Below are 26,975 nucleotides of genomic sequence, written 5' to 3'. Positions count from 1 at the left end.
GAAGTTCAAAGGCTTCTTCGGGCGCGTCAGGATTTTGTGATTTTCGATACATTTTTTCTTGCCGGATGCACGGGAATTTCCAATTTTACCTCTTTTTCGGGTTCTCGAAGCCACGTCAAGACTCCTCTAAGCCTTACACCGTAAGCTTTTCACTTCTTTTCAGCAAGCCCTAATGAAAGTGAGGAAAACGCTGAATTTTGGTACGAACGGGGGAAAGCTGGTTTAGAAGCAGGACAGTATGAGGAGGCATTGGAGAGTTACGATCGCGCTCTGGCTCTGAATCCGGATGACTACCAGGCTTGGAGCAACCGAGGCAACGCTCTCAGGGAATTAGGCAGGAACGAGGAGGCATTGGAGAGTTACGATCGCGCTCTGGCTCTGAATCCGGATGACTACCTGGCTTGGGGCAACCGAGGCAACGCTCTCAGGGAATTAGGCAGGAACGAGGAGGCATTGGAGAGTTACGATCGCGCTCTGGCTCTGAATCCGGATGACTACCAGGCTTGGAGCAACCGAGGCAACGCTCTCAGGGAATTAGGCAGGAACGAGGAGGCATTGGAGAGTTACGATCGCGCTCTGGAACTGAATCCGGATGACTACCAGGCTTGGTACAACCGAGGCGTGGCTCTCTATTATTTAGGCAGGAACGAGGAGGCATTGGAGAGTTACGATCGCGCTCTGGCACTGAATCCAGATGACTACAAGGCTTGGAACAACCGAGGCAATGCTCTCGGAAATTTAGGCAGGAACGAGGAGGCATTGGAGAGTTACGATCGCGCTCTGGAACTGAAACCGGATTTCTACCAGGCTTGGTACAACCGAGGCAATGCTCTCTCTAAGTTAGGCAGGAACGAGGAGGCATTGGAGAGTTACGATCGCGCTCTGGCACTGAATCCGGATTTCTACCTGGCTTGGTACGGGCGAGGCGTGGCTCTCGGAAATTTAGGCAGGAACGAGGAGGCATTGGAGAGTTACGATCGCGCTCTGGCACTGAATCCGGATTTCTACCTGGCTTGGCACGGGCGAGGCGTGGCTCTCTATTATTTAGGCAGGAACGAGGAGGCATTGGAGAGTTACGATCGCGCTCTGGCTCTGAATCCGGATGACTACCAGGCTTGGAGCAACCGAGGCAACGCTCTCAGGGAATTAGGCAGGAACGAGGAGGCATTGGAGAGTTACGATCGCGCTCTGGCTCTGAATCCGGATGACTACCTGGCTTGGGGCAACCGAGGCAACGCTCTCAGGGAATTAGGCAGGAACGAGGAGGCATTGGAGAGTTACGATCGCGCTCTGGCTCTGAATCCGGATTTCTACCAGGCTTGGTACAACCGAGGCGTGGCTCTCTATTATTTAGGCAGGAACGAGGAGGCATTGGAGAGTGTCGATCGCGCTCTGGCACTGAATCCGGATTTCTACCTGGCTTGGTACGGGCGAGGCGTGGCTCTCTCTAAGTTAGGCAGGAACGAGGAGGCATTGGAGAGTTACGATCGCGCTCTGGCACTGAATCCGGATTTCTACCTGGCTTGGTACGGGCGAGGTGTTGTTGTTGCAGAAATCTCCCACTCAGTCATTACCCCCCTCACCAAAAAGTACCCCGAACTCGCTCAACCGGGCTATCTCGGTCAACTCGCCACCTACAACGCAGGACTTCAACACTGTCGCCGCGACACTCATCCTGAAGGTTGGGGCGTTCTACATTACCAAATGGGGATGGCGCATTTTTCATACGCCAAAGCCAATCGCGACCTCAACAACCTCTGGCTTTACTTCGCCAACGCCAGGAGAGAATTCCTAACTGCACTGAAAACGCTCACCGCCGAAGCCTTTCCCAAATGGCACTTTCAAATTGTCCGAGAACTCGCCATCACCAGTTCCCTGCTCGCTCGGGACTTTTCAGAATGGTACTTTCACCCATTGAGCGACCTCGCTATCCCCGACTCTGAAGCCCCACCGTCACGAGAAGCCGCTTACTTGTTGCGACAGGGTTCCGACGAACTGCGAGCATATCTGGCTAAAATTCCCGATTCCGAGCAACGCCAGGAATTTTTAAAAGACTTTTCCGACTTCCAACAAATTAGTGTAGACCAGTTTATAGAACGGGGCGATGCGTCCCAGGCTTGGGAACTGGCGGAAAAGGGGCGAAACGTCTGTCTGAGTTGGATGCAGTCTAAATCGTTCGATACTGCAACCGCTGAAACCTTTCACCAACTGTTTCAGTCACCTCAAGCGCCTGTCGCCGCCATCTACTGGCACTGTAGCCCCAGCGCCCTGAACGCCTTCCTCCTCCAACCGGGACAACCGCTGCGCCTCTTCAACAGCGCCACCTCCGCCACGGAGCGTCACGTAGCCTTTCAGCAGTGGTGGGAGGAGTGGAACCGGGACTATCTCGACTATCGCCAGGCGAAGGACAAAGCCAATCCCGACCCCGAACATCCTTGGCGCACCCACTTACCGGAACGCCTGACGCAGTTGAAACGCCTGTTAGACATCGACGGGATAGTGGCGGAACTGTCCCCGCCGGATTCTGCCGAACCCTACAGCATTCCGTTGGTTCTGTTCCCCCACAAGGAACTGCACCTCGTCCCCTTGGAAGCCCTGTTTCCCAACTGTTTCGCCATTACGCGCCTTCCTTCCGTGCAAACGGGGTTGGCGCTGCACGAGGAACCTCGCCAATCCACCACCGCCCTCCTCAGCCTCGAATGTCCCACGAAAGACCTCCCGATGGCATTTTTCGAGGCGGCGGCGATTCGTTACCTGTACGCAGCGACAGCGTTGGAGGGAGACAACGCCACGCCAACCGCAACCCTGGAACACCTCAAATCTGCCTATCGCTACTGTCACTTCACCGGACACAGTTTGCACGAATTCCCCCATCCCGATCGCTCGTTGCTCTATCTCGCCAAGGGGGAATCGCTGACGTTGCGACAGTTAGTCGAGGAAGCGGAAAATTTAAGCAGTTACGATTTGGTGAGTCTGTCCGCTTGCGAAACGGGAATCGCCCGCGACACCGATTTCATTACGGAATATGTGGGTTGGGCGAGTGGTTTTCTGGCGATGGGGGCGAAATGCGTGGCGAGTTCGCTGTGGTTGGTACGATCTGATGCCAGTGCGCTGCTGATGGTGCGGTTTTACGAGCTTCTGCGCGAGGGCGACGTTCCCTCTGTGGCGCGAGGTAAAGCGGTGGCGTGGTTGCGACAACAGACGGCGAACAGTCTAATCGCGTGGTATGACGTTTGGTTGACGCGCCTCGAACGCAACAGTCGGGCATTTCTGGCACTCGAACGCAGAAAGCGGCAACAAAGTAAAATCAAAGAACGGGATACGCCCCTGTTTGACGATCCGTATTTTTGGGCAGCTTTAACCGTCGTGGGTTTAGATTGATGGATGCAGTCACTCGTATTACGCTGAAAGCTTTTTTACTGACTTTGGCAAAACGGGAAGAAAATCTTCCAGAAAATTGGCACATCGAACTCGCTGATTTGAACTGGAACGATCCTGATGACTTGGTGCGCCTCAATACTTGGGCAGAGCGTCAGTTGGGAAACGTATATTTAGACTGGTGCGATTACCTCGACGAACCCCTCGCGATACGTGCTAAAGGAAAACCGCCCCAACCGGATTGGGAACGGGAAAATCAGTTATCTCAACTCGAGTTCGAGAATTTTCTACAGGCGATCGATCGAGCAGATGACGAGACGCTACGTGATACCAGTCAAGAAGTTGTGAAGACTGGGTGCTGGCGAAATATCTTCGATCGCTTTTTTAAATCCACTGGAGAATCTCAATGATGGGAGAGGAGACGCAACCCTTCGATGAAGCTTGCCTCGTTTATCCGACGTTAGATTTATTTATTTACGATCGCGGTGAAACCCTCGGCGATGACGAACTGGATTTAGATAAAGCTCGACGCCATTTCTGGAATAAAATTTATTCAAATCTCTCAGAAGAGCAATTACAAACACTAGAAAGCTACGAAGGGAAAAATATCGCTAACGAACTTTTACCGAAGCGTTACGAACCTTTAGCGAATTTAGACGGATACTTGTATCCCGTTCGGCTAGGCGATGTATATGCTTTGCAAGTTGAGTCTTCGGGGCAGTATTGTGACTCTAAAAAACCCGATTATCGCCCGAAACGGGTTCGATCGGTTCGAGAACTCAAGTCTCAAGTTATTCAAAAGATCGATCGCGACGAAGCTTTGAGCGATCGCCTTCTCAAAGAACGTCACGGAACGTTAGGGGAAACGTGGCTGTTTTGGTGTCAGGTGACACAACCTGAAAATTTAGAAACTAAAAATTTAGAAAACATTGCCCGCGAAATTTATAAAACACTCGAACTTCCCGAAAAACCAGACTTCGATCGCGACTTACAATCGAGAGGTCAACTTTTAGGCGGCTCGATGTTTGAATTTTGGAAAACACCGACACTTTGGAATCTCGAGCTGAGCGAATTTCATCAAGCATTCCCTCACGTCGTTTTGCTTTTATTTCCCCCCGATTTAGAAGTTGAAGAAATTGCCGATCGAATGTCTCGGCGTTGTCTCGACTTCCTGCGCTGGTTTGAATACCGCAATAAAATTGTTTGGGCAACTTGGCAAAGTCATCAACTCAAGCATCAACTCAAAAAACGTTATAGTAGCATTAAAAATCGCTACGAACAGATTCACGAACGCATTCAAAACAAGCAATTTTCACTCAACCTTCTCAAGCGAGAGTTAACTGATTTATCGTTACATCAGTCTGAATACGCGAGAAAACTCATTCTGATGGACGCGCAACGTCAGACAATATCGATTAATTTGGCAAATCACGAGCAGCGACAAGAATCGTTAAAAATTTGCTGGGATTCTAAAATTAATAATGCTTGGAATCCCGAAGTTTTTCGTCAGCAAATCGAACTCGATCGCGACAATTTATCCAGCGGTTTAACGTTACTCGAAAACCTTATTCGCAATATCGAAGGTATCATTCAAATCGAACAAACGAAGAGCGATCGTAAGCTCAATATCACGATTGGAATTGCCAGTGTCGGCTTAGCCACCAGTGCGCTGGCGGTGACAGTCGCGACGACTCAACCACCCAACGCACAGCAAACTCGAGAACTCACGATTTCTAATATCTTGCTCGATCCGGCTTTTCTTTTGAGTCTTTTTATTGGAATTGGTGGCAGTTTGGTGACGTGGCTACTCTTACAACTATGGAAACGCAATTCATAAAATTTATTAATTTCAAAAAAACGACCAATAAATATAAATTCCAGATCGTTAAGTTTTCAATATAATCGATCTTAAAATTATCGATTTTTGATTTTTTACAATAAAAATTATGTTATAATAAAAACACAAAAAATAAAATACTACTTGAATGCTTTAATTCGCGTCGATCGAAAAAGGGATTATCGCAATTCAGGAGACCGATAGATTGTGGACATCGACCACGACAGACTCTTCAAAACCCTATTATCCACCTTCTTCTGGGAATTTCTCGATCTCTTCTTCCCAGCGATCGCCGAAGCCGTGGACAGAGACTCCATTACCTTCCTTCCGCAAGAAGTCTTCACCGACATCACCTCCGGGGAACGCCGGGAAATCGACGTATTAGTTCGGGCCAAATTCCGCCAACAGGACAGCTTTTTCCTGATTCACACCGAAGCCCAAGCCTCGGCGCAAACCGGGTTTGCTCGTCGGATGTTCCGCTATTTCGCTCGTTTAGACGAAATATACGGTTTACCCGTCTATCCCATCGCCTTACTGTCCTACGACATCCCGAAACGTCCCGAACCAGATACGTACACTGTGGCATTTCTTGACGGAGAAGTCTTAAAATTTCGATATCGGGTCGTACAACTGAACCGTCTCAACTGGCGAGACTTTCTGCGACAACCGAACCCCGTCGCGGCGGCGTTGATGGCGAAAATGCAAATTGCAGAGATCGATCGACCCAAAGTCAAAGCCGAATGCTTGCGGTTGTTGGTGACGTTGCGGTTAGATCCGGCGAAAACAGCGTTGATTTCAGGTTTTGTGGATACCTATCTGCGGTTGAACGCGGTGGAGGAATCCCAGTTTGAAGCAGAGTTAGAACAGTTCGATTTGTTAGAAGAGGAACGAACCATGGAAATTGTCACCAGTTGGATGGAACGCGGTATCGAACAAGGACGCGAGCGAGAAAAAGCGTTAGTCCTGCGTCAACTCGATCGCCGTTTGGGAGGGGTAGATTCTCAGTGGCGCGATCGCATCCGTCAACTTCCCATTGACGACGTTGAAGCGTTAGGAGAAGCCTTACTTGATTTCGAGACAGAAGCCGATTTAATCGCTTGGTTGTCCCAATATCCCGAGTCTGAATCGTAAGCGTTCAAAAACCGGGTTTCGGCGAGAAACTTAGTCGGTCAAATTGCATCAAATTTATATTTCAAATTCAGGTTGATGAACGTTCGAGAACTTCTACAACTCAAACGAGAAGAAATTTTAAGCCTTGCGGCTCGACATGGTGCGTCGAACGTGCGAATATTTGGATCGGTAGCACGGGGAGAAGAACGAGAAGATAGCGATATTGATTTTCTCGTCGAAATGGATGGCGATCGCAGTTTGTTAGACCGAATTGGCTTGATTCAAGATTTAGAAGACCTTTTAGGTCGAAAAGTCGATGTCGCAACAGTGAAAGGATTGCGGGAGTATTTTCGAGAACGCATCTTAAATCAGGCAATTCCTCTATGAGGGACGATCGAATTTATTTACAAGATATCTACGATCGCATCGATCGAGTTGAAATTTACATGCAAGGAGGAAAATCAAATTTTTTTCAATCTTCTTTGATTCAAGATGGTGTCATTCGCAATTTTGAAGTTATAGGAGAAGCGGTCAAACGACTTTTTTCAGAATTGAGACAACGTTATCCAAAAAATTCTTGGCGAATAATTTCCGGATTTCGAGATGTCTTAATTCACGATTATACTGGAATTGATTTAAATGAAGTTTGGAATGTCGTCGAACACAATTTACCAAAATTGAAACGACAAATTCTGAATATATTATTGACGTTTGAACGCAATATTTAATTATTTTAACATTAAATCAAACAATTTCGTCCCTCAAGAACAATAACAGTTATGTCTGAATTTAAAAATAACCTCAAAATAATTAAAAAATGGCTGAAGTCTAATCAGCCTGATTATTATTCAGAATTACAAGACGGATTCGATCGTGAGGAACTTGAAGATTATTTAAAACCCGTACCGTTTCTCTTGCCATCTGAATTTTATGACTTATATCAGTGGCATGATGGCATGACGTTTGATGATGATTTTTTCGCTGCACAATTATTCCCCGGCTATACCTTTAACTCCTTATCTGTTGCTTTTGCTATTCGCGAAGAGATTTCTGAATGGGTTGACGATATTTTACTTTATCGAATCCGATATGAAAATGAAATTTGGATAGAACACTCAGGTATTCTCAACAATTATCTTCTTCCTATTTTTACACTGGATGAATTCGACCATATTTGTATTTTGGGAAAGAGCGATCGACGTGAAGCTTCCCCTTTAATTTCTATATATATTCAAGACAGCATCTTTTTGGCATATGACAGTCTAGCTACGGCGATAAAAACGATCGCAACTTGCTATCAAACCGGAGCGTACTATAATTTTGAACTGCCAGATGGAGAACAAGAGCTTCGTGACGATCCCCAACAAGCCAAAGAAGTTTGGAAGCGTTATAATCCTCAAAGTTATAACGCTCTGTTGCGTCAATATGGGGAAAATGGCTTTTAACCCTGGGTGCATCTCAGTTTTGCAAAAACATGAGGATCGGAGGCTGAAACCCTTATTCTCTCCTATGGATTTACATTTTTGAGATGCACCCTTAACCCTAAAAGATTGAAGCACCTCAAACCTCTGGTCTCCCCTCCGCTTCCGAACCGACGATTTCCTTCAGCGACGACAGCATTTCCGACTCCGAAAACGGTTTAGTCAGATACGCCGTCGCGCCGAGTTCGCTGGCGATTTGGCGGTATTTCGGACTGCTGTGAGACGTGAGCATGACGATGGGAACCTTGGATAAGTGACTATCTTGACGACAGTAACTGAGAAACTCAAACCCGTTCATCCGAGGCATTTCTACGTCGCACACCACCAAACGCACGTCAGGATGTTGTTGCAGTTGCTCGATCGCCTCTTGTCCGTCGCGAGCCTGTACCACCTGATACCCCGCTTTGACGAGGGTAGAGGTGAGGGTGTGGCGTAGGTTAATCGAATCGTCCACAATGAGGAGGGTCGTCGGTGGCGTCGCGGGAACCTCAGAAACAGCGGAGGCTTGCGGTAAGCTGTTGGTAGGTTGCGCGGGAAGAGGACGCTCAGAACTCCCACCAAAGGACATCCCAGACGACGATCGCTCGGCGAAAGAGGTTCGCTCTGGGGTTGCAAACGCACCACCATCTACCACCAACGCCAAACGACTGTCGCTGAGAATGCTACACCCGTAAACGTAAGGTGGCGGCGCGATCGCTCGTCCGAGGGGACGAATCACTAACTCTTGTTCTCCCAGAATGCGATCGACCTCCAATCCAAGCTGCTTTCCCCCTTGACGCAACAGCAAAATCGGGGCGCTAATATCCCGAGAAATGGACAGTTTCGTTTGACGCGGTTCCTCGGTTGGTTTCGCCAAAGACGAGCTATAGTGCATTAAGTCCGCCAGTTGGCGCACCGAAACCATGCTGCTGGTTTCCCCTTCCCCTTCTAGATGCAATACCTTATGATTTTCAAAGTGTTTGAGGCGATCGGGTGGGGGCATGACGATTTTTTCGACCGAATCCAATAACAACGCATAAGCCGATCCTCCCGCTTGCACCACCAACAACTTCGCGATCGTCAGCGACAGAGGAATTTGCAACGCGAACACCGTCCCCCGTCCCGGTTCCGACTCCACGGCGATTTTCCCTTTCAGACTCTGAATTTGCGATCGCACCACGTCCAATCCAACGCCACGTCCCGAAATTTCGCTGACGCGATCGGCGGTGGAAAATCCCGGCTCGAACAACACCTCTAAGCGATCGGTCGAGACAATGCGGTTGGCTTCCGCCTCGCTTAAAAACTTACCTTCGACGGCTTTGCGGCGAATCCAGTCCAGATTTAACCCCCGTCCGTCGTCCCGTACCTCGATGGTGGTTTGCACCCCTTGGTTGTAGGCGCGAATTTCGATCGTTCCGACTTCCGGTTTCCCGAGTTTGAGGCGTTCTTCGGGAGATTCGAGCCCGTGGTCGAAAGCGTTGCGAACCAAGTGTAACAGGGGGTCGTAGAGCTTCTGAGCGATACTCTGTTCGACGAGTAAATCCGTTCCGCTGAGTTTGAGTTCGACCCGCTTGTTTTGCATTCTCGAAAGCTGCTGCACCATCAAGGGGAACCGTTGTAGGATTTCCCCAAGGGGCAACATTCGCACGTCTACTAAATCGTCTTGCATGACGGAGAGAAGTTGCTGTTGTTTTTCCATCAATTGAGCTAACTCGCGAGTGTGGCTGCGAACGTCCTCGGTCAGCGTGTCGAGGATGCGAGCTTCACCGACGGCTGTTTTTAACAGTAGATGCAAGTCGGCGAAACTGTCGAATTCCAGTTCGCGATCGCCGACGAAGGGAGACGACAGGGGGAGAGCCAGGGAAGAACGACTCTGAAAGTTATCGGCGGCGTGACCGAGGGTCGAAACCATGCGCTCGGACCATTCGAGCAGTTGGTTCATGGTTTTTTGGTGTTGTTGCAGGTACGATCGCATTTCGCCGGTTCGCTGTTGCAGATGTTCTTCCTCGAGAGCCTGACGGTTGCGATCGACCAATAACTCCCCGAGACGGTGGTTGAGTCGTTCTAAGCCTTTAATATCGACGCTGACGAGTTGTCGGGTTTCGGCTTTGGGACGTTTGGGTGCAGCCTCTTCCTCTGGCGAGGGTGGGGGGTCTTCATCGAAAAATTCCCCTTCACTGACTTGTTCTTGCAACGATTCCACGGGAGGTTCGCGGTTCGGGGCGATTCCCTTTTCCTCGTTCGCCGCTGGGAGAGATTCTCGTTCCGAGAGGTTTGGCGAGGTTTCTTCCGTGGCTTCCGTGTCGTTCGTTTCTTCTGTCTCCACCTCGTCGTCCGAACCCCAAACCTGTTCGAGTAAATCCTCGTCGGGATCGCGATCGAGTGGGACGTCCAATTTCGCCAAATGGGGAGATTCGAGCCAGTTGCGCTCGGAACGTCGGACGGGGGGAAGTTGGTTATACTGCTGGCCGATGTGGTTGGAAATGCGGCGTAAGGCTTTGACTAACAGAACGTCGTCGTAGGTTTTGGGTTTTTGGGTGTCGCTGGCGTACTGAAATTTCGCCACGGCGACGATGACGGAAAACAGCGTCCACTGACGATACAGACAGAGACTCTCGCTGTCGCTGTCTTCTGCAATAAACTCGAGAAAGCGATCGCTCTGTTTTTTGATATTCGAGGCGGTACGAACCACCGTGGCTTTGTGGTTGGCGCGTTTCGCCGGAAGTTTGGGAACGATTAGCTCAAAACAGACGTTCGCTAAAGGAACGGCGTTTTCTCGAGCGAACCACTTCGCAAAAGCACGAATGGCGTCGATAAAAAACTCTTGAAGCGCACCTTTGACGGGTTTTCCGTACCGTTTGTTGTTGAGAAACGCCCGAAACTGTTCGAGTTCGATGTCGAGGGCGGTTTCGATCGCGGGGGGTTCGACGGTTGCAGATGCAGGTTCAACCGGAACGGAATTCTCGTTGAGGAGAGCGTTGAGTTGCGTGGGTACGCCTCCCGTATCGAGATCGCCCCCGAGAACCTCTTGTTGTCCGCGACGATAATCGGCCAAAGCCGCCGCTCCGATATCGAGGATGCGATCGGCGCGATCGGGGTTGTTGAGGGCGGCCAGAACCGTGGTAGCGATCGCGCTCCACCCTGGAAGCGAGAGAGATTCCCCCAAACCCGAGAACACCTCCGCACTCGATCGCAAAACCTCCTCGACGCGATCGCGCTCCCCAGTGTCCAAGGCGGTTTCGAGTTCCTCGAGACGCTGCTGCACCCCCAACTCGAAAATCGAGCGAGCGATGTCGAATCCCAACTCGGCGGAGGTGGGAACGTAATCCTGTTGTCCGAAGGCGTCGCCGAGTTTGTCCTTCATGCGGGCGAATACATCAGCGGCGCGATCGAGCAGTGCGTCTTCATCGATCTCAGTATCCGACAGTTCCGCCCTCAACCGCACCCGCAAACACTCGTACCCTTCAAACAGCAGCCGTTCGAGTTCCGTATCGATGGCGATCGATTCGTCGTACAACGCTTTAAACGCATCTTCCATCGAGTGAGCGATGGTTTTCAGACTGTCTAAGCCCACGTTCGCCGCCGCCCCCTTCAGCGTGTGCGCCGCCCGCATCAGACTGTGAACGTTCTGAACGCGATTTCCCTCGTGAACCTTCAGCAAGCCATCCTCGACGGTTTGCAAGAGTTCGGGGGCTTCACTGAGGAAGTAAACGTAACCTTGGTCTCGGATGGCTTTTTTCATTTTACTCTTGACTTTCGAGTAAATTTATGATATACGGCGAATTGATAGGGAACAGTGAAGACAGTCACCAGTCACCAGTCACCAGTCACCAGTGAAGACAGCAAACAGGGAACAGGGAATAGGGAACAGGCAACAGTTGGTAGGGTGTGTGACGCGGCCGGAAAATGTTGTCGAAGTCAGTTGAATGGGCTGTTACCGCGTCACGCACCTTCCCCTTCTCCCTTTCTCCCCCTCTCCCCCTCTCCCCCTCTTCTCCTCTCCCCCTCTTCTCCTCTTCTCCTCAACTCACCTTAAACCGTCCGGCGCTGGCTTGCAGCTCTTGAGCAGTGGTCAGAGCTTCTTTAAAGCGATCGGAGATTTCGATCGAGTTTTCCGAGGTTTGGTTGGCGATCGATGCAATTCCGCGCATCATCTCCGTCACCGACTGCGCCTGTTCCGTTTGAACCTGCGTAGCGTGGGTAATTCCCTCCAGCAATTCGCTGATTTGAGCCGTCGCCGCCACGATGTCGTTGAGAGTTTGTCGGGTTTCGCCGACGAGGTTGGTTCCCCGCGTGACTTGCTCCGAGGCCATTTCCATCGCCAGGGTCACGTCTTTGGTTTCGTCTTGAATCTCCTGCACCAACTTCTCGATTTCCGTCGTCGCGTCGGCGGACTGACGCGCCAGCGATCGCACTTCGTCGGCGACCACAGCGAACCCGCGTCCGTACTCTCCAGCTCGCGTGGCTTCGATCGCCGCGTTGAGTGCTAACAAGTTAGTTTGGGTGGCGAAGTTGTTAATCAAACTCACCACTTTGGCGATGTTTTGGGACGATTGCGTTAGGCGTTCGATCCCTTTAGCCGCCGCCGCCACCGTTTTACGGATATCTGCAATCCCTTCGACGGTGCGGTTCATGGCGTCGTCTCCGGCACCGAGGGTCTGATTGGCGAGATCGAGGGCGGTTTCGACTTGTTGGGCGTTATCGGCGGTGGTTTGGGTAAAGTTCACCACCTCTTGAATGCGATCGAGGGCTTTGGTAATCTCCTCGAACTGAGCGCGTGCTTGACTGGACAAGGCCATCAACGACTCGTCACTACTCGAGGAAGTCAACACCACTTTTTCCGCCGCCGCTTGCACCTGAACGACGATTTTCCGCAAACTTTGCAGGGTATTGTTAAACGAATCGGCGAGGGTTCCCATTTCGTCTTCCGTGACGGGAATCCGAACCGTCAAATCCCCATCGAGCGCCGGCCGCACCGCCATCAACAGTTCTAACGCCCGTTTTTGCAATTGCTCTTTGGCCGCTTTGTCCCGTTGTGCGGCGGCTTCGAGCTGTTTCGACTGTTCTTCGAGCTGTTGTAGGTATTCGCTCTGTTGAATCGCCACCCCTAACTGAATCCCAATTTGCGCCAACAGAGTCACTTCGCTATCTTCCCACTCTCGCGGTCCGTCGTTTTGATACGCAGCCAGGAGTCCCCACAGTTTCGCACCTTGGAAAATGGGAACGATCGCGTAGGCGCGACATTGGTATTGTTCGAGAATTTCCAAGTAACAGGAGGTAAACCCGGCTTGGTAAATATCAGCGACAGAAAAAGACTCTTCCTGTTGGAACCGTCCCCCTTGGGTATCTTGAAGATAGGTATCTTTGACCTCTAAGGTCTGGGACGTTGGCGTCAACGCCGAAGTCTCGTCGCGATCGCGTTGACTTTGAATCAAGCCCCCCATCCCCTCGCAGTCACTGACATTTTGCTGCAAACCGGGAACGTCTTCCTGGCGTTTGACGAGGGGAACCCAGCCACCGCCGACCGATTCGGCGATAAAACGACCGCTCCAATCGGCATTGAAGCGATACACGCACACGCGATCGGTTTTGAGCAGTTGTCGGATTTCTGTCGTGGTGGTGCTGAAAATGCTGTCGAGGTCGAGGGATTGACGGATGCGATCGATGGCTCGAGCCACAGCGCGATCGCGCTCGGCAGCTTTGGCGACTTTTTCGGACTGAAACCGCAGTTCGTCGAGGGTTTCGGCTTGTTGCAACGCCACGCCAAGCTGGTCGGCGATGCGAGCGAGCAAATCGACTTCTTCCTCTTCCCAAGCTCGCGGTCCGTCGTTTTGGTAAGCGGCTAGAATTCCCCAGAGTTTTTCCCCTTGAAAAATGGGAACTAGGGTGTAAGCTCGCGCCTCGAACTGTTCGAGGAGTTCGACGTGACAGGGATCGTGTCCGGCTTCGTAGATGTCGCTGACGGCGTAGGTTTCGCGGTAGGCGTAGCGTCCTCCCTGGTTTTCTTCGAGGTAGGTGTCTTTCCAGACGCGCTCGACCTCGGGACCGACGAGTTTCACCCAACCGGGGGTCACGGACTCGGCGACGAACTGACCGCTGAAGTCGGGGTTAAACTGGTACACGGCCACGCGATCGCACTCGAGGAGCAACCGCACTTCTTTCGTGGTGACGTTGAAGATGCTGTCGATATCGAGGGATTGGCGAATGCGATCGATGGCTCGAGCCACGGTGCGATCGCGCTCGGCAGCTTTGGCCACTTTATCGGATTGCAACCGCAGGCGATCGACGGTTTCGGCTTGTAGCAGTGCAACCCCGAGTTGGTCGGCGATCCGTTGCAGCAAATCTACTTCGGTCGGTTGCCAGTTGCGAGGGCCGTCGTTTTGGTAGGCGGCTAGGATTCCCCAGAGTTTTTCCCCTTGAAAGATCGGAACCAGGGTATAGGCGCGACACTCGAACTGTTCGAGGAGTTCGACGTGACAGGGATCGTGTCCGGCTTCGTAGATGTCGCTGACAGCGTAGGTTTCGTGGTTGGCGTAGCGTCCCCCTTGGTTTTCTTCGAGATAAGTGTCTTTCCAAACGGGTTGGACGTCGGGACCGACGAGTTTCACCCAGCCGGAGGTGACGGATTCGGCCACGAAACTACCGCTGAAGTCCGGGTTGAACTGGTACACGGCCACGCGATCGCACTCGAGGAGCAACCGCACTTCTTTCGTGGTGGTGCGGAAAATAGTATCGATGTCGAGGGATTGACGAATGCGTTCGATGACGCGGGACACGCTGCGATCGCGGTCTTGGACTTTCTCAAACGATTCGCGGAGAGTTTCGAGAACTTCCGAAACCGCTCGATCGCTTTCAGTTTGGCGTTCGTGTTTTTCGTCGCGATCGAATTCTTGCAACATCACCGTCAGTTCTCCGGCCACCTGTTTGATGACGGCGATTTCCCGTTCCGACCAGTTGTAGGGGCGATCGCACTGACTGGCAGAGATCGCGCCCCACAACCGTTTGCCGATTTTTAAGGGGACGTTGAGGCTGGCTTGGGTTTGATAGCGTCCGAGCAGTTGTCGTTGGTGAGGGGTGAGGTTGGTTCGTTCGACATCGGGAATGGAGACGAACGGATGGCTGAGGTATTCGTCGAGATCGTCGAAGCCAAAGGCTGCCACGTGCAAGCGATCGCCCAAGGCTGGCGTCCATCCCCGTCCGACTGATTCGGCTATGACGACCCCGAACGGGGATCTACCGTCGGTTGCGGCGGCAGAGGTCGTCCGGCCGTTAGCGGTTCCGTTCCCGTTGGCAAACGGCAACGTACTCGTTCCGTCTGGGGACGCGAGGCTACCATCGAAGCTTGGCGGAACGAACGCGTCGATACCGCGAGACAGCAAGCGGTACACCACGACGCGATCGCACTGGAACATCTGTCGCAGTTGGGTGACGGCGGCCAGAAGCGCTTCCTCGAGGGATTCGGTTTGGTGCAGTCGGTCGGTGACGGACGCCACTTGCTGGCGGATGGCTTTGAGCTGTTGTTCGAGCGGGGTAGACTCGCTACGCAGGGCATCTGAACGGGTCATACGATTACCTCGATCGCGGTTTCGGTTTGGGGTCTAGGAGGGAGAGGGGGAGAGAGGGAGAGGGGGAGAAGGGGAGAGGGGGAGAGAGGGAGAGGGGGAGAAGGGGAGAGAGGGAGAGGGGGAGAAGGGGAAAAACTATTAACTGTTGCCTGTTCCCTATTCCCTGTTCCCTGTTTGCTGTCTTCCCTATTCCCTGTTCCCTGTTTGCTGTCTTCCCTATTCCCTGTTCCCTGTTCCCTATCTTCACTGGTGACTGGTGACTGGTGACTGTCTTCACTGGTGACTGAAACACTGCTCGTCTCCTCATTTCCCCTGAAGGACGCGCAGGACTTCGGCGATGTCGAGAACGATGACGATATCGCCGTTGGAGTCGATAAAAAAGCCTTGTAGGTAAGGCATTACGGTCGGGGGAAACAGTTGAGAATCGGGTGCGTGTCGGTGAGTCAGGTCGTAGGTTTCGAGGTCGAGAACCTGGGGAACGACGAAGCCGATGGTGCTGTCTTCCCATTCGACGACGATCGCGATCGCCGTGTCGGACGGTTGCCTCGGGTTCGTGTCTCGGTGAGGCTTAGGCACTCGAGGCGCGTAACCGAGGAGTTCGCCGAGATCGACGATCCACAACATTTCGCCACGCCAGTTATACACCCCCAGAATACAGGAGCGCATTTGGGGAACGGGCAGGATTTCCGGTAGGCGAACGGTGACGATTTCAGCGACGAGATCGACGCGAACGAGGGCGCGATCGCGATCGCCGAGACCGAATTGCAGGAATTTTTGGGTGTTGGGTGTCGGCTCGACGAGGGCGGGGGAGGGTTCGAGACGGGGTTCGAGGGGACTGGGAGGACGGGATGGGGCAGACATAGAGCGGTTCGTCGTCTCGGAAGGTCGTCAGTAAGGGAAAACCGCCGTACGGCTCAAGCGGCGATCGATTGGCGCACGGTTTGAAGCAAGAGGGTTTCGTCAACGGGTTTCGTGATGTAGGCGTCGGCACCGAGCATATTTCCCCAGGTTTTATCGACGTCTGTATTTTTGCTCGAGCAAATGATGACGGGAATGTTTTTCGTTTTCGGATCGGTTTTGAGTTCTCGACACAACTCGAAACCACTTTGCCCCGGTAAAATCACGTCGATTACGATCGCATCGGGTTTGTTACTGTTGAGTTTTTCTAAGGCTTCTTCGCCGCTTTCTGCGTTAATGACGTTGAAACCGTTTTGTTTGAGGTATCGGTTAATCGCTTCGCGATCGGTAATTCCGTCTTCTACGACTAAAATGGTACTCATTTAGATAAACCCGATCTTGTGGTGAATGATAACGGCACGAGTGAGGACGATCGATGTCGCGCGGGGTAAATTTTAAAGCCGATCGCGCGATCGATGTCATGTCTAAGTTAGCAAAAAACGGGTTGCCCGCACGAGGAGATAAAGAGGGGAGGAGACGAGCAGTGTTTCAGTCACCAGTGAAGACAGTCACCAGTCACCAGTCACCAGTCACCAGTCACCAGTGAAGATAGGGAACAGGGAACAGGGAACAGGGAATAGGGAAGACAGCAAACAGGGAACAGGGAATAGGGAACAGGGAACAGTTAATAGTTTCTCCCCCTCTCCCCCTCTCCCCCTCTCCCCGGCTCCGCTCTCTCACGCCGTCACAGCCAGCAATCGCTTGACCGTTTCGAGGACTTTTTCAGCGTTAATGGGTTTCGAGAGAAAGTCGCTCGCTTTCACCATTTTGGCTCGCACGCGATCGACGACGCCGTCGTTCCCCGTCAAAATCGCGATCGGCGTTTTCTGGAATTGTGACATCCGCCGCAGTTGGGTACAGACTTCGTATCCGTTAGCAACTGGCATCACTAAATCGAGAAAAATGAGATCCGGTCGGTGTTCGAGCAGGATCGGTAGGGCTTGTACCGAGTCGGTAATCCCGAGGAAACGATATCCCGCTTCCGTCAAAATCGCTTCGAGCTGCTTGCAGACTTGCGGGCTGTCGTCTACACAAGCCACGAGCGGCGGTTGGCGACGTTCGGCCGCCTTCCGGTGAGATGGCGGTTTGTTGGGTTGGCTCGGCCGTGGGATGTCAGATGCTTTTTGCAGTCCGATCCAACCTTTTTGAAGATAGGGGCGCAGCGATCTCGTCAATCGCAGACAATCGATCTCGAGCGAGTCGGCCAGTTCGCGTAACGTCTGCTCGCCGTCAATTTTTCTGACGAGCTGTTGATAAATTTTTACAGAAGTATGGGCTTGTAATTGTTCTAAGTCTTTGAGAATCGGGCGATAGTTCGGAGACACTGGGGCTAATCCCGCTTCGCTCCAAGCTTGAAATGCCTGTTTTGCTTTTTTTAGAGCATTTTTGAGATTGAGCGCCACAATTTGCATTCTCAGCATAGTTAGGGCTTCGCGAGGTGTCGCGTTAAAGGTTAAAGTCCCTTGGCGCTCGGCCTGCAGAATATCGAATAACACATCAGTCACGGAATTTTCGATAATCGCGACCGCCATATCTTTAGAAATACATTGGTGCTTGTACAGCACCCAAATCACTTTATAGTTCCAGCAGAAAAAGCGATCGTCGGTATCGCGAATGGCGAGATTGTCGAACTCAACCTGTGGGCTATGACGCTGGAGCTGTCGCTGCAAACAACGCACGGGGCGAGAGTTACAGGTTGCCCAGATCGGACGTCCCACGCAAAAAAACAGGCTCCACCCCTCGCCATTGTTAGCTTGGATGTCGAGTTGACCCGTCAGTTGCTGTTGCGATTGAAGCGCGAGCTGGGGAATTAAGCGCGTCGCAGTTTGTTGTTTGGCCACCGTCACTGTCATGCCGCCTTACCGAACTTTCTAAAAAAATCTTTTTGTATCGCTGACTCGATCGGTTAAATCCTGCCTGGGTTCGTTTAAATTTGTCTTTATCAACAGGATGAGTAACTTTTCAGCTCAGAAGAATCTGAAAAGAAAGATAGACCGACTTTTGTTCTGTTCTTATCTAGCTTGTATTATACCCCGATTCTTCTCTTCTCCTCACAATAGGGCGATCCCCATTCCACCTCCTCTCTTTATAAAATTCAATACACTTACGCATCCAACTTCAGGTTGTTTTCCGAGAAAGCCGCAATAAAAAACGGTGGTTTTACGGAGGTTTAGGGGAGCATCTAGTTAAGGCAATGAGTAGAAATACGCATTGACAGAGGTTCGAGAATAGAGAGGAAAGCATTCCCCAGTCGTCAATGACCCCAGAAGAACGTCAAAAACTCAAACAAGCTGCCGAGACGATCGCCGATATCCTGTACCAAAATACCCCTAAAGAGAAAGTCCAAGACTTCGAGAGCATCGAGCTGAGCCTGCGCGACCACTGGCTCGAAACCCTTGGCCCGGAACTGGCCCTATTTTTTTGCCCAAAGCAGCCAGACTCGTAGCGGACGAGAACGAAAAATTAGGAGCTGTATTGGAGAAGTCTCCCTAACCAGTAATCAAGCCAAACGCTTAAAGGTTAAGCCCCGCACACGAGTGAGTCCTCATCTAGAACGTTGTTCGTTGCTCCTTTGTGCCAACGAATCCTTCGCTAACGCTGAAGTCGATATCGAAGTCCTGACTGGGGTCAAGGTTTCTCACGGCACTCAGCATCGCCAAGCCCGCCAAAACGCACTGTCATTGAGCCAAAGCCAAGACTCGGTGAGGGAAATGAGTGTTGATGGTGGCAAGGTGCGACTACGCACCCCTAAAGGACAAGAAAGTCTCTGGCGCGACTACAAAGCCATTGCTCTACACGGACAGGTTTGTGCCGCCGTCTTTCAAGACAACGCTCAATTGGCCGACTGGGTACGCCAACAGCCAAGGGCTGAGTCGGTGAGTGTCGTGGCCGACGGTCATCCCGGTGTCTGGAATTTGGCTCGTGATTGCCTCAAGGAATCCCAACGCCAGGAAATCCTCGACTGGTATCACTTGATAGAAAATCTGCATCGGGTTGGGGGTTCAAACCAACGTTTAGAACCCACATTCCGCACCACAAACATACTACAACAAGATTTTTAACGAAAAAAGGACATTACAGCCTTCGTTGTTGAAATTAATTTTCAATAACTTGTGTAGTATGTATTTTTACCTACGATTTTGATAAGGCTTTCTACATAAAACTTTGACAGATTAACCGAACATACTACAAATTGAAGTGCGGAATGTGGGTTAGAAGCGGTACGAGAGCATTTGTGGCAGGGTGAGGTCGAAGCCGCGGGGGCCGAGTTCGGCCAGTGGCGTACTCCAGAAGTGGTCAACTTCCTCAACTATATAGAGCGCCATTCTCATCGCTTACCGAATTATGCCCAACGCCAGGAAAACGGCCAGGTCATTGGTTCGGGGGAAGTTGAATCGACTATTAAACGCATTGGTTTGAGAATGAAGATTTCCGGAGCGCAGTGGAATCGAGAGAATGTCAATCCCATGTTGCGTTTACGCTGTGCTTATCTCAATCGCGAGTTGGCTTAAGTATTTTTACTCATTACTTAAAATAGATGCTCCCAGGTTTAGCCCTCAATTTCCACCGTCAAACCTCGTAAATCTGACGAGATATTCGTAACAATTTGTTATAAAGTTTCCCGACTTGGCTACAAAAATTAACAAGACGGGAAAACGCGACAAATATCTACACAAAAGTTAATGCTTTGCCTCGAACCGTCGTGTCGAGAACGCCGCGATCGAACACCACCTGACCGCCGACGATGGTATATTGCGGCCACCCAGTCAACTCCCATCCTTCAAAGGGACTCCAACCGCACTTCGTGGCTAAGTTCTCCGCCAATACCGGGGCGTAATTCTCCAAATCCACCAACACCACATCGGCGTCGTATCCCACTTCGATCGCTCCTTTATTGGGGATGCCGTATCCCTTCGCTGGATTGGCAGACATCCACCGCGACACCTGTTCGACGGTACAGCGTCCCGCCATCGCCTGAGTCAACATCACCGGAAGCGAGGTTTCCACCCCCGGCATCCCCGAGGGGGTATCGGGATACTGGCGGGATTTCTCCTCTAAAGTATGGGGGGCGTGGTCGGTGGCAATAAAATCGATAACGCCATCGTGCAACGCCTGCCATAAAATCTCGTTATCGCGAGGGTACTTCAGCGGCGGATTCATCTGCGCTTTCGCCCCCAGGGTTTCGTAAGCACTCACGTTTAAAACGAGGTGTTGGGGCGTGACTTCCGCCGTCACCCACTCCGGTTTGTCTTGACGCAGCAGTTCCGCTTCCTCTCCCGTAGACAGATGAAGGATGTGGAGGCGACGTTGATATTTTTTAGACAGACGCAACGCCCGTTTCGTGGCAATGAGAGCCGCTTCGTTGTCTTGAATTTCCGTGTGAACCGCCGGATCGTGTCGTCCTTCAAACAGCTTGCGGCGTTCCTCGATGCGGGTTCGATCTTCGGCATGAACGGCAATGAGGCGATCGCCCTGGCTGAAAATGGCATCTAAGGCCGCTTCGTCGTCTACCAGCAGCGGACCTTTCATCGACCCCATAAAAATCTTAATGCCGCAGGTGGGGTTGGCTTCGCGCAAATCCGGTAAGTTTTCTGGCGTCGCCCCGATGAAAAAGCCATAGTTGACCAAACATTTCTCGGAGGCCAGTTTTAACTTTTGGTCGAGTGCCGTTTGCGTTGAAGTGAGGGGTTTCGTGTTGGGCATCTCCAGAAACGAGGTGACGCCACCCTTAGCACAGGCACAACTGGCGGTAAACAGGTCTTCCTTATATTCCAACCCCGGTTCGCGGAAATGCACTTGCGGGTCGATAACTCCCGGTAACAGCGTCAATCCCGCCGCATCGATAACACGAACGTTGTCTGTAGCGGTGATGTTCGGTTCGATGCGGGAAATGCGCCCGTTTTCTAAATAAACGTCAGTTTCCTCGAAGCGATCGCCCGGCAGCAGGACGCGGGCGTTGCGAATCAGAAGCGGGGTAATATTAGCCATAATGTTAGCGATCGATTTCGACCTCAGCAGCACTCGTATGGGTCAGAGTATACTGGACGGTAGGCTCAAGTCTAGCGCCGTAGTTTCGTTTCCTCAACCCGACACGACTTAATATGACTCGTCACGCAGAAAACCCTTGGACAGAGGCGTTAAAAACCTTCGGCATCAGCGCAGTTCTGGCTTTGGGAATTCGGACTTTCGTTGCCGAAGCCCGGTATATCCCCTCGGGGTCGATGTTACCGACGTTGCAAATCAACGATCGCCTGATCGTGGATAAAATCGGCTATCACTTCCGCGACATCCAACGGGGGGACATTGTAGTGTTTAACCCCACCGAAACCCTCAAGCATAAGTTTAAGGATGCGTTCATCAAGCGGGTGATCGGCTTACCGGGAGAAAAGATCGAGGTTCGCAACGGTATCGTTTATATAGACGACGAACCCCTCGAGGAAAACTATATCGCCGCCGCCCCGGATTACGTGTACGGCCCGGTTTATGTTCCCGCCGATCAGTATTTGGTGTTGGGGGACAACCGCAATAACAGTTACGACAGTCATTATTGGGGCTTCGTCCCTCGGGATTTGATTATCGGGCGTGCGGTGGCGCGATTCTGGCCGCCGCATCGTTTGGGACAAATCGGCCCGAAACCGGAGTATGACGAATTAGAAGTACCCATCGAAGGGGAAGCCCCCGATTCGTAGGGTTAGTTAACGGTACGTGAGTTGGCACGTCAACAGAAGGGGTCAAAGTGGAGAAACAAAACTAGACTCCATATGACTAAGCTACACAACCAAATCGCCGATACACGCTCAGATTTCTTGCACAAACTGTCAACTCAGGTCGTCAGGCATTGACCCCATGTGTAGCGATTATCCCCCCCCACCTCCCCTTGGGAAGGGGGGCAAAGGGGGAGATAGATCGGGAACGATGCCGTCCTTGAGCGTAATCCCCACGTACCAACCATCAGCCTTCTTGACGACCGTACAGGTTCGAGGAACAAACCCATCGGGAAACGGGCGGTGAACGACGATCTTCATTTCGCCGATTCTCGAAAATCGAATGGTGTCACCTTTTATCCGAACTCCCGCCTTGGGGGGGTTGACTCGCGGAAAGGAGAACGAGCGTAACTTGCTCACTTTCTGAAACCGAGGTCGTCCGTCGCGTTTTCCCGATGCGTCAGGAAAGCGCCACCGTTTTCAGGCTTTTGACATCCTCACCGCCCTGGAAGGACGGTGATTCCCAAACCGTTCGGCTGACGCTCACGGCGAAGCCTCGCGATTTGGGTTCCTGCTTCCTTCTCTCTCGAGTTTTTCGCAGTTGCTCTCCGGATCGAGATCCTTCAAGTCTTACACTCGCTTCACAGGCTGTAACGGTGTGTCCCACCGCCAAAATTCCAATTCAATTGGAGTTTTAGGCAAACTTACTAACTTGGGTTTCGTTAGCCAGTTTAACCATTCACGTCTATTGTACTGTAAAGCCGCCCTAGAAGGCTTGCCCTGAGCTAAGTCGAAGGGGCGGGGTTTTAGACCCAAAATTTTCGATAACGGGTCGCGTTGGGGTTTCTCACTCTCGAGGAGTTTCGCGCAGTTCGCGTTGAAACCGTCGAACTAGATCGCGGCGAAGTACTCTTTAGAAGCCACGGGATCGGGTTTCATCGTCCGTTCGCCGGGAGTCCAACCGGCCGGGCAAACTTCGTCCGGGTGTTCTTGGACGTACTGAATGGCTTGCAGTGTCCGCAGGGTTTCGTCCACGTTCCGACCGAAGGCCAGGTTGTTGATGGTGGCGTGTTGGACGATACCGTCTTTGTCGATGATAAACAGACCGCGCAGCGCCACACCTGCATCGGGGTCGAGGACGTTGTAGGCCGAGCTGATTTCTTTTTTGAAGTCGGACACTAAAGGATAGTTGAGGTCGCCGACACCGCCGGATTTGCGGTCGGTTTGAATCCAAGCCAGGTGGGAGAATTCGCTGTCGCAGGAAACACCCAGCACTTCAGTATTCAGCTTGCTGAAATCTTCGTAGCGATCGCTGAACGCCGTGATTTCCGTCGGACAGACGAAGGTGAAATCTAAAGGATAGAAGAACAAAACGACGTATTTGCCGCGATAGTCAGACAGTTTAATGGTTTTGAATTCTCGATCGACCACCGCCGTCGCGCTGAAATCGGGGGCGGCTTGACCGACGCGCAGGCATCCTTCTTGAGTCATTGATATTTTCTCCTATTATTTCTCCAGACCGTGACGGCTGCGATCGCACTGGCGATCGCGCGTCCTGTTCGTGACGACTGTGAGTTACGAACTGTTACAACTCTATCATAGTCATAACGATTTTGAGATATTTTTTCAAGCGATCGCCCGAGGCTCGTCGGGCTAGCTCGGTCTCTGTCTATCCTCGCCAGCTAGTTTAACGAGGATTTGACCCGACACAAAATCGAGCCGAGTTCGCGATCGCTCCAGGTTAAGATCCCAGCAGACCCAACTCGAGGGTTTGGGTCGCACGCACCGCGAAACCCGACTGTCTATCTCAGTAACCCCTCTCGATCGCTCGACCGGGTTGAGAGCGATCGCCTCCACCGTAACTTCTAACTATGGACATCCTCGAAATCGTCAAACGGGACTACCAAAACTTCCCCGAACACCAAACCTACGACATCTACGCAGAGGACGTATACTTCCGAGATCCCCTCAACCAGTTTCGCGGACGCGATCGCTACCGCCAGAACATCGACTTCATCCGCACGTGGTTCAAAAACATACGACTGGACTTACACAGTAGCGATCGCACCGACAACCGCATCGAAACCCGCTGGACGCTTCACTGGAACTCACCGCTTCCCTGGAATCCCCGCATCTCCATCCCCGGCTGGAGCGAACTCCAACTCGACGACACCGGAAAAATCATCAGCCACATCGACTACTGGAACTGCTCCAAATGGGATGTCGTCAAGCAACACTTCCCCATCGGAAAACCGTAATTCGTTGCATTACCGAATCCCAAGAAAACCGCTAGAGTAAAGAAGTATGTAGCGATTCTCACAAAAGGAACCGGACGATGCGAATCATACTCATGACAGGGAAAGGTGGCGTCGGGAAAACCTCAGTCGCCGCCGCAACGGGATTGCGCTGCGCCGAACTCGGATACAAAACCCTCGTACTCAGTACCGACCCCGCCCATTCCCTGGCTGACAGTTTCGACATGGAACTGAGCCACGAACCGCGTCCGGTGAGAGATAACCTGTGGGGTGCCGAACTCGACGCCTTGGTCGAACTGGCCGATAACTGGGGTGCCGTTCAACGCTACATCACCCAAGTCTTACAAGCTCGCGGACTCGAAGGCGTCCAAGCCGAAGAACTGGCTATTCTCCCCGGAATGGATGAAATTTTCGGGTTAGTCCGAATGAAACGCCACTACGACGAAGGCGAGTACGACGTGCTGATCGTCGATTCAGCTCCGACCGGAACCGCATTACGTCTGTTGAGCATTCCCGAAGTCGGCGGGTGGTACATGAGACGGTTTTACAAGCCGCTACAGGGAATTTCCGTCGCGCTGCGTCCCCTCGTCGAACCGCTGTTCAAACCCATCGCTGGCTTTTCTCTCCCCGACAAAGAAGTGATGGACGCCCCTTACGAGTTTTACCAACAAATCGAAGAACTCGAAAAAGTCCTCACCGACTCCAACAAAACCACAGTACGTTTGGTGATGAACCCCGAACGTATGGTCATCAAAGAATCTCTTCGCGCCCACGCCTATTTGAGCCTGTACAACGTCGCGACGGATTTGGTAATTGCCAACCGAATTTTGCCCGACAGCGTCAACGATCCGTTTTTCCAACAGTGGAAAGAACAACAGCAGCAGTATAAAGCAGAAATCCACCAAAATTTCAACCCGCTCCCCGTCAAAGAAGTGCCGCTTTATTCTCAAGAAATGTGCGGACTCGAAGCCTTAGAACGTCTGAAAAATACGCTTTATGGCGATGAAGATCCCAGTCAAGTTTACTACCGAGAAAATACAATTCGAGTCGTCCAGAAACCCGACTATTACTGCTTAGAACTGTATCTTCCCGGTACGCCGAAAGACAAAATTCAACTGTCGAAGACGGGAGACGAACTCAACGTTCGGATCGGCAACCATCGCCGAAATCTAGTATTGCCACAAGCCTTAGCTGCGCTCCAACCCTCGGGTGCAAAAATGGAGGACGACTATCTCAAAATTAAGTTTACTGAAGCTGCTCGTGTTTGAGACTCGTCTGACGGACATTCAGAGTAGACTAGAAGTAGAGCAGAACGGTCGGTAATGGGTCATGAAATCCTCTGTAAATGTTACGAAAAATGTTGCGAAACCCACGCTACTTCCGGGTACGCTGCGGCGCGTCCATCACGTAGCCCTCAACGTGAAAGACATCCAAGCCTCGCGGTGGTTTTACGGTGAAATGCTGGGACTGCGCGAGTTGACGGGAAACGAAATTCCGGCGACGCTTAGAAGCTTGTCGAAATCGGGTAAAGTCGCGAACTTCGTGACTCCAGACGGTCTGATTCTGGATTTGTTTGCAGAACCAGAACTGTCGCCTCCCGATCCCGATCCGACGCGCGAATTTACTCGGGCGAACCATATCGGCTTTGATATTCATCCAAAGTACTTCGATCGCGCGGTGGAAGTCTTGCGTCAGCACCACGTCCCCATTTCTCACGGGCCGGTGAGTCGCCCAACGGGACGTGGCGTGTACTTTTACGATCCCGACGGCTTTCTCATCGAAATTCGCTGCGATCCCGCCGTCGAAGAGTCATGAGAAAAAAACTTACGATCGCACGGGATGCTGTCCGTAAAACGGAACCACGTCCGACCAATGAGGGCGTTTCCCCTGTCGGTATTCGAGATAAGCCAGAGCGAGAACACTGTCGGTCGAGCGAGCGAGGGTCGTTTCGTCAGCTTTAACGAGGGTGTAGGGCGTCTTCAAGTTGTCGAGGGTCTGTTGCCACGCATCGGCGGTCGAGACGCGATCGCTTTGAAAAACTGCCGTCTCGCCAGAAGGTTCGACGCGATAAATCCCCGTAAACAGTTGTTCTCGGGCGGCGTTCAGTTGGACGGCTAAATGAATCGCCTCCCCCACATCAGGGTGCGTCATACCGTGCGATCGCGCCACCGCCGCCAGCGTCGAAATGCCGAACAGCGGGATTTCTAACTGCTGGGCGAGCGTTCTGGCCGTGACGACACCGATGCGCGTCCCCGTAAAGCTACCGGGGCCTTTCGCTACAGCTACGAACCCAATATCGAGCCAAGTTTGAGGCGGGAGAAACTCCGCCAGGGTGACGTGTAAGTGAGTTGACAGTCCCCGGCCGAGATCCCAGGTTTGGCAGCGGCTGTCACCGCGAAAGTTGTCAACGGCCAAACCGAGTCGTGCGGTGGTGGTATGTAAAGCGAAACCGTAGTCTTGGGTCATTCTGCGATCGTCAGGTATCCTGTTTCCAGTTCTCGTTATCTCAGTCTTCGTTATCGCACGAGAGTTTTCGTGCGAGTTGTCGGGGTTGGGTTTTCCCAACCTCCTAACATTGGAACGGAGTCTTTAAACTGTCATAAAATAAGAGTAGCTCGTACCCTGTCGGTCGCGATCGAAAACCGAACGGTTTGCTCGAGCCGACCTTCAATTTTTTACTGAGTTTCGAGTCCAGAGGCAGTCAGTTT

The 26,975-nt window shown here is 51.9% G+C and carries 24 protein-coding genes and 1 pseudogene; 16 read left to right on the top strand and 9 right to left on the bottom strand.

Annotation, left to right across the window (positions count from 1 at the left end):
- Positions 1-189: 189 nt before the first annotated feature.
- The 8 genes and pseudogenes from GEI7105_RS39835 to GEI7105_RS38380 all read left to right on the top strand — a co-directional run.
- Positions 190-1,539: pseudogene (locus tag GEI7105_RS39835) on the top strand (tetratricopeptide repeat protein); the annotation flags it as partial.
- A 165-nt stretch (positions 1,540-1,704) separates the two neighbouring features.
- Positions 1,705-3,381 (top strand): CHAT domain-containing protein, encoded by a 1,677-nt coding sequence (locus GEI7105_RS39830; protein ID WP_342662843.1) that lies wholly within the window; start codon positions 1,705-1,707, stop codon positions 3,379-3,381.
- Positions 3,381-3,788, top strand: a complete 408-nt coding sequence (locus GEI7105_RS0110800) for a hypothetical protein (protein WP_017660480.1) — start codon at positions 3,381-3,383, stop codon at positions 3,786-3,788. Before GEI7105_RS39830 ends, GEI7105_RS0110800 begins: the two co-directional genes overlap by 1 nt.
- Complete coding sequence (locus GEI7105_RS0110795) at positions 3,785-5,215, top strand: hypothetical protein (RefSeq protein WP_144053753.1); 1,431 nt, start codon at positions 3,785-3,787, stop codon at positions 5,213-5,215. The genes GEI7105_RS0110800 and GEI7105_RS0110795 overlap by 4 nt, the downstream gene beginning before the upstream one ends.
- Before the next feature lie 207 nt (positions 5,216-5,422).
- Positions 5,423-6,346 carry a DUF4351 domain-containing protein gene (locus GEI7105_RS0110790; protein WP_017660478.1) on the top strand — a complete coding sequence of 308 codons (924 nt, stop codon included), beginning with the start codon at positions 5,423-5,425 and terminating at the stop codon, positions 6,344-6,346.
- Between the two features lie 75 nt (positions 6,347-6,421).
- On the top strand, positions 6,422-6,712 hold the full coding sequence (locus GEI7105_RS0110785; RefSeq protein WP_017660477.1) for a nucleotidyltransferase family protein: 291 nt from the start codon (positions 6,422-6,424) through the stop codon (positions 6,710-6,712).
- Positions 6,709-7,053, top strand: coding sequence for a HepT-like ribonuclease domain-containing protein (locus tag GEI7105_RS0110780; protein WP_017660476.1), 345 nt, complete (start codon positions 6,709-6,711; stop codon positions 7,051-7,053). The genes GEI7105_RS0110785 and GEI7105_RS0110780 overlap by 4 nt, the downstream gene beginning before the upstream one ends.
- 51 nt (positions 7,054-7,104) lie before the next feature.
- Positions 7,105-7,770: a hypothetical protein gene (locus tag GEI7105_RS38380; protein ID WP_017660475.1), complete on the top strand. Its 666-nt coding sequence runs from the start codon at positions 7,105-7,107 to the stop codon at positions 7,768-7,770.
- 115 nt (positions 7,771-7,885) lie between these two features.
- On the opposite strand, the gene GEI7105_RS0110770 is transcribed toward GEI7105_RS38380, so the two are convergent.
- The 5 genes from GEI7105_RS0110770 to GEI7105_RS0110750 form a co-directional block, all read right to left on the bottom strand.
- Positions 7,886-11,527 (bottom strand): hybrid sensor histidine kinase/response regulator, encoded by a 3,642-nt coding sequence (locus GEI7105_RS0110770; protein WP_017660474.1) that lies wholly within the window; start codon positions 11,525-11,527, stop codon positions 7,886-7,888.
- 280 nt (positions 11,528-11,807) lie between these two features.
- A complete protein-coding gene (locus tag GEI7105_RS0110765) occupies positions 11,808-15,350 on the bottom strand; it encodes a GAF domain-containing protein (protein ID WP_017660473.1) in 3,543 nt (1,180 codons plus the stop codon).
- 303 nt (positions 15,351-15,653) lie between these two features.
- Positions 15,654-16,211 (bottom strand): chemotaxis protein CheW, encoded by a 558-nt coding sequence (locus GEI7105_RS0110760; protein WP_017660472.1) that lies wholly within the window; start codon positions 16,209-16,211, stop codon positions 15,654-15,656.
- Between the two features lie 53 nt (positions 16,212-16,264).
- Positions 16,265-16,630, bottom strand: coding sequence for a response regulator transcription factor (locus GEI7105_RS0110755; RefSeq protein WP_017660471.1), 366 nt, complete (start codon positions 16,628-16,630; stop codon positions 16,265-16,267).
- A gap of 354 nt (positions 16,631-16,984) precedes the next feature.
- Entirely contained in the window at positions 16,985-18,160 is a 1,176-nt protein-coding gene (locus tag GEI7105_RS0110750) for a response regulator (protein WP_017660470.1), read from the bottom strand.
- A 404-nt stretch (positions 18,161-18,564) separates the two neighbouring features.
- On the opposite strand from GEI7105_RS0110750, the gene GEI7105_RS0110745 reads away from it, so the two are divergent.
- The 3 genes from GEI7105_RS0110745 (at position 18,565) to GEI7105_RS29995 (ending at position 19,819) form a co-directional block, all read left to right on the top strand.
- Positions 18,565-18,753, top strand: a complete 189-nt coding sequence (locus tag GEI7105_RS0110745) for a hypothetical protein (protein ID WP_017659702.1) — start codon at positions 18,565-18,567, stop codon at positions 18,751-18,753.
- 91 nt (positions 18,754-18,844) lie between these two features.
- Positions 18,845-19,369 carry a hypothetical protein gene (locus GEI7105_RS30000; protein WP_144053751.1) on the top strand — a complete coding sequence of 175 codons (525 nt, stop codon included), beginning with the start codon at positions 18,845-18,847 and terminating at the stop codon, positions 19,367-19,369.
- Between the two features lie 171 nt (positions 19,370-19,540).
- Positions 19,541-19,819, top strand: a complete 279-nt coding sequence (locus GEI7105_RS29995; protein WP_017660468.1) for a hypothetical protein — start codon at positions 19,541-19,543, stop codon at positions 19,817-19,819.
- A 157-nt stretch (positions 19,820-19,976) separates the two neighbouring features.
- Here GEI7105_RS29995 and GEI7105_RS0110735 read toward each other — a convergent pair whose 3' ends face one another.
- A complete protein-coding gene (locus GEI7105_RS0110735; protein WP_017660467.1) occupies positions 19,977-21,296 on the bottom strand; it encodes a dihydroorotase in 1,320 nt (439 codons plus the stop codon).
- 113 nt (positions 21,297-21,409) lie between these two features.
- On the opposite strand from GEI7105_RS0110735, the gene lepB reads away from it, so the two are divergent.
- Together lepB and GEI7105_RS34755 are read left to right on the top strand one after the other, a co-directional pair.
- Complete coding sequence (gene lepB, locus GEI7105_RS0110730) at positions 21,410-21,997, top strand: signal peptidase I (RefSeq protein ID WP_017660466.1); 588 nt, start codon at positions 21,410-21,412, stop codon at positions 21,995-21,997.
- 21 nt (positions 21,998-22,018) lie between these two features.
- Positions 22,019-22,150, top strand: a complete 132-nt coding sequence (locus tag GEI7105_RS34755; protein WP_342662820.1) for a transposase — start codon at positions 22,019-22,021, stop codon at positions 22,148-22,150.
- Positions 22,151-22,165: 15 nt separating this feature from the next.
- On the opposite strand, the gene GEI7105_RS38375 is transcribed toward GEI7105_RS34755, so the two are convergent.
- Positions 22,166-22,333, bottom strand: a complete 168-nt coding sequence (locus tag GEI7105_RS38375; protein ID WP_158413189.1) for a hypothetical protein — start codon at positions 22,331-22,333, stop codon at positions 22,166-22,168.
- A gap of 570 nt (positions 22,334-22,903) precedes the next feature.
- Complete coding sequence (locus GEI7105_RS0110725; protein ID WP_017660465.1) at positions 22,904-23,503, bottom strand: peroxiredoxin; 600 nt, start codon at positions 23,501-23,503, stop codon at positions 22,904-22,906.
- A 380-nt stretch (positions 23,504-23,883) separates the two neighbouring features.
- On the opposite strand from GEI7105_RS0110725, the gene GEI7105_RS0110715 reads away from it, so the two are divergent.
- From GEI7105_RS0110715 to GEI7105_RS0110705, 3 genes are all read left to right on the top strand, one after another.
- Entirely contained in the window at positions 23,884-24,270 is a 387-nt protein-coding gene (locus GEI7105_RS0110715) for a C6orf136 family protein (RefSeq protein WP_017660463.1), read from the top strand.
- Between the two features lie 77 nt (positions 24,271-24,347).
- Positions 24,348-25,535: a TRC40/GET3/ArsA family transport-energizing ATPase gene (locus tag GEI7105_RS0110710; RefSeq protein WP_026097577.1), complete on the top strand. Its 1,188-nt coding sequence runs from the start codon at positions 24,348-24,350 to the stop codon at positions 25,533-25,535.
- Between the two features lie 61 nt (positions 25,536-25,596).
- On the top strand, positions 25,597-26,082 hold the full coding sequence (locus GEI7105_RS0110705) for a VOC family protein (protein WP_017660461.1): 486 nt from the start codon (positions 25,597-25,599) through the stop codon (positions 26,080-26,082).
- A 9-nt stretch (positions 26,083-26,091) separates the two neighbouring features.
- Here GEI7105_RS0110705 and tsaB read toward each other — a convergent pair whose 3' ends face one another.
- Positions 26,092-26,733, bottom strand: a complete 642-nt coding sequence (gene tsaB / locus GEI7105_RS0110700; protein ID WP_017660460.1) for a tRNA (adenosine(37)-N6)-threonylcarbamoyltransferase complex dimerization subunit type 1 TsaB — start codon at positions 26,731-26,733, stop codon at positions 26,092-26,094.
- Between the last annotated feature and the right edge of the window lie 242 nt (positions 26,734-26,975).

It is taken from the genome of Baaleninema simplex PCC 7105 (assembly GCF_000332355.1).
Taxonomy (GTDB): domain Bacteria; phylum Cyanobacteriota; class Cyanobacteriia; order Cyanobacteriales; family Geitlerinemataceae; genus Baaleninema; species Baaleninema simplex.
This window is presented reverse-complemented; position numbering and strand designations above follow the sequence as displayed.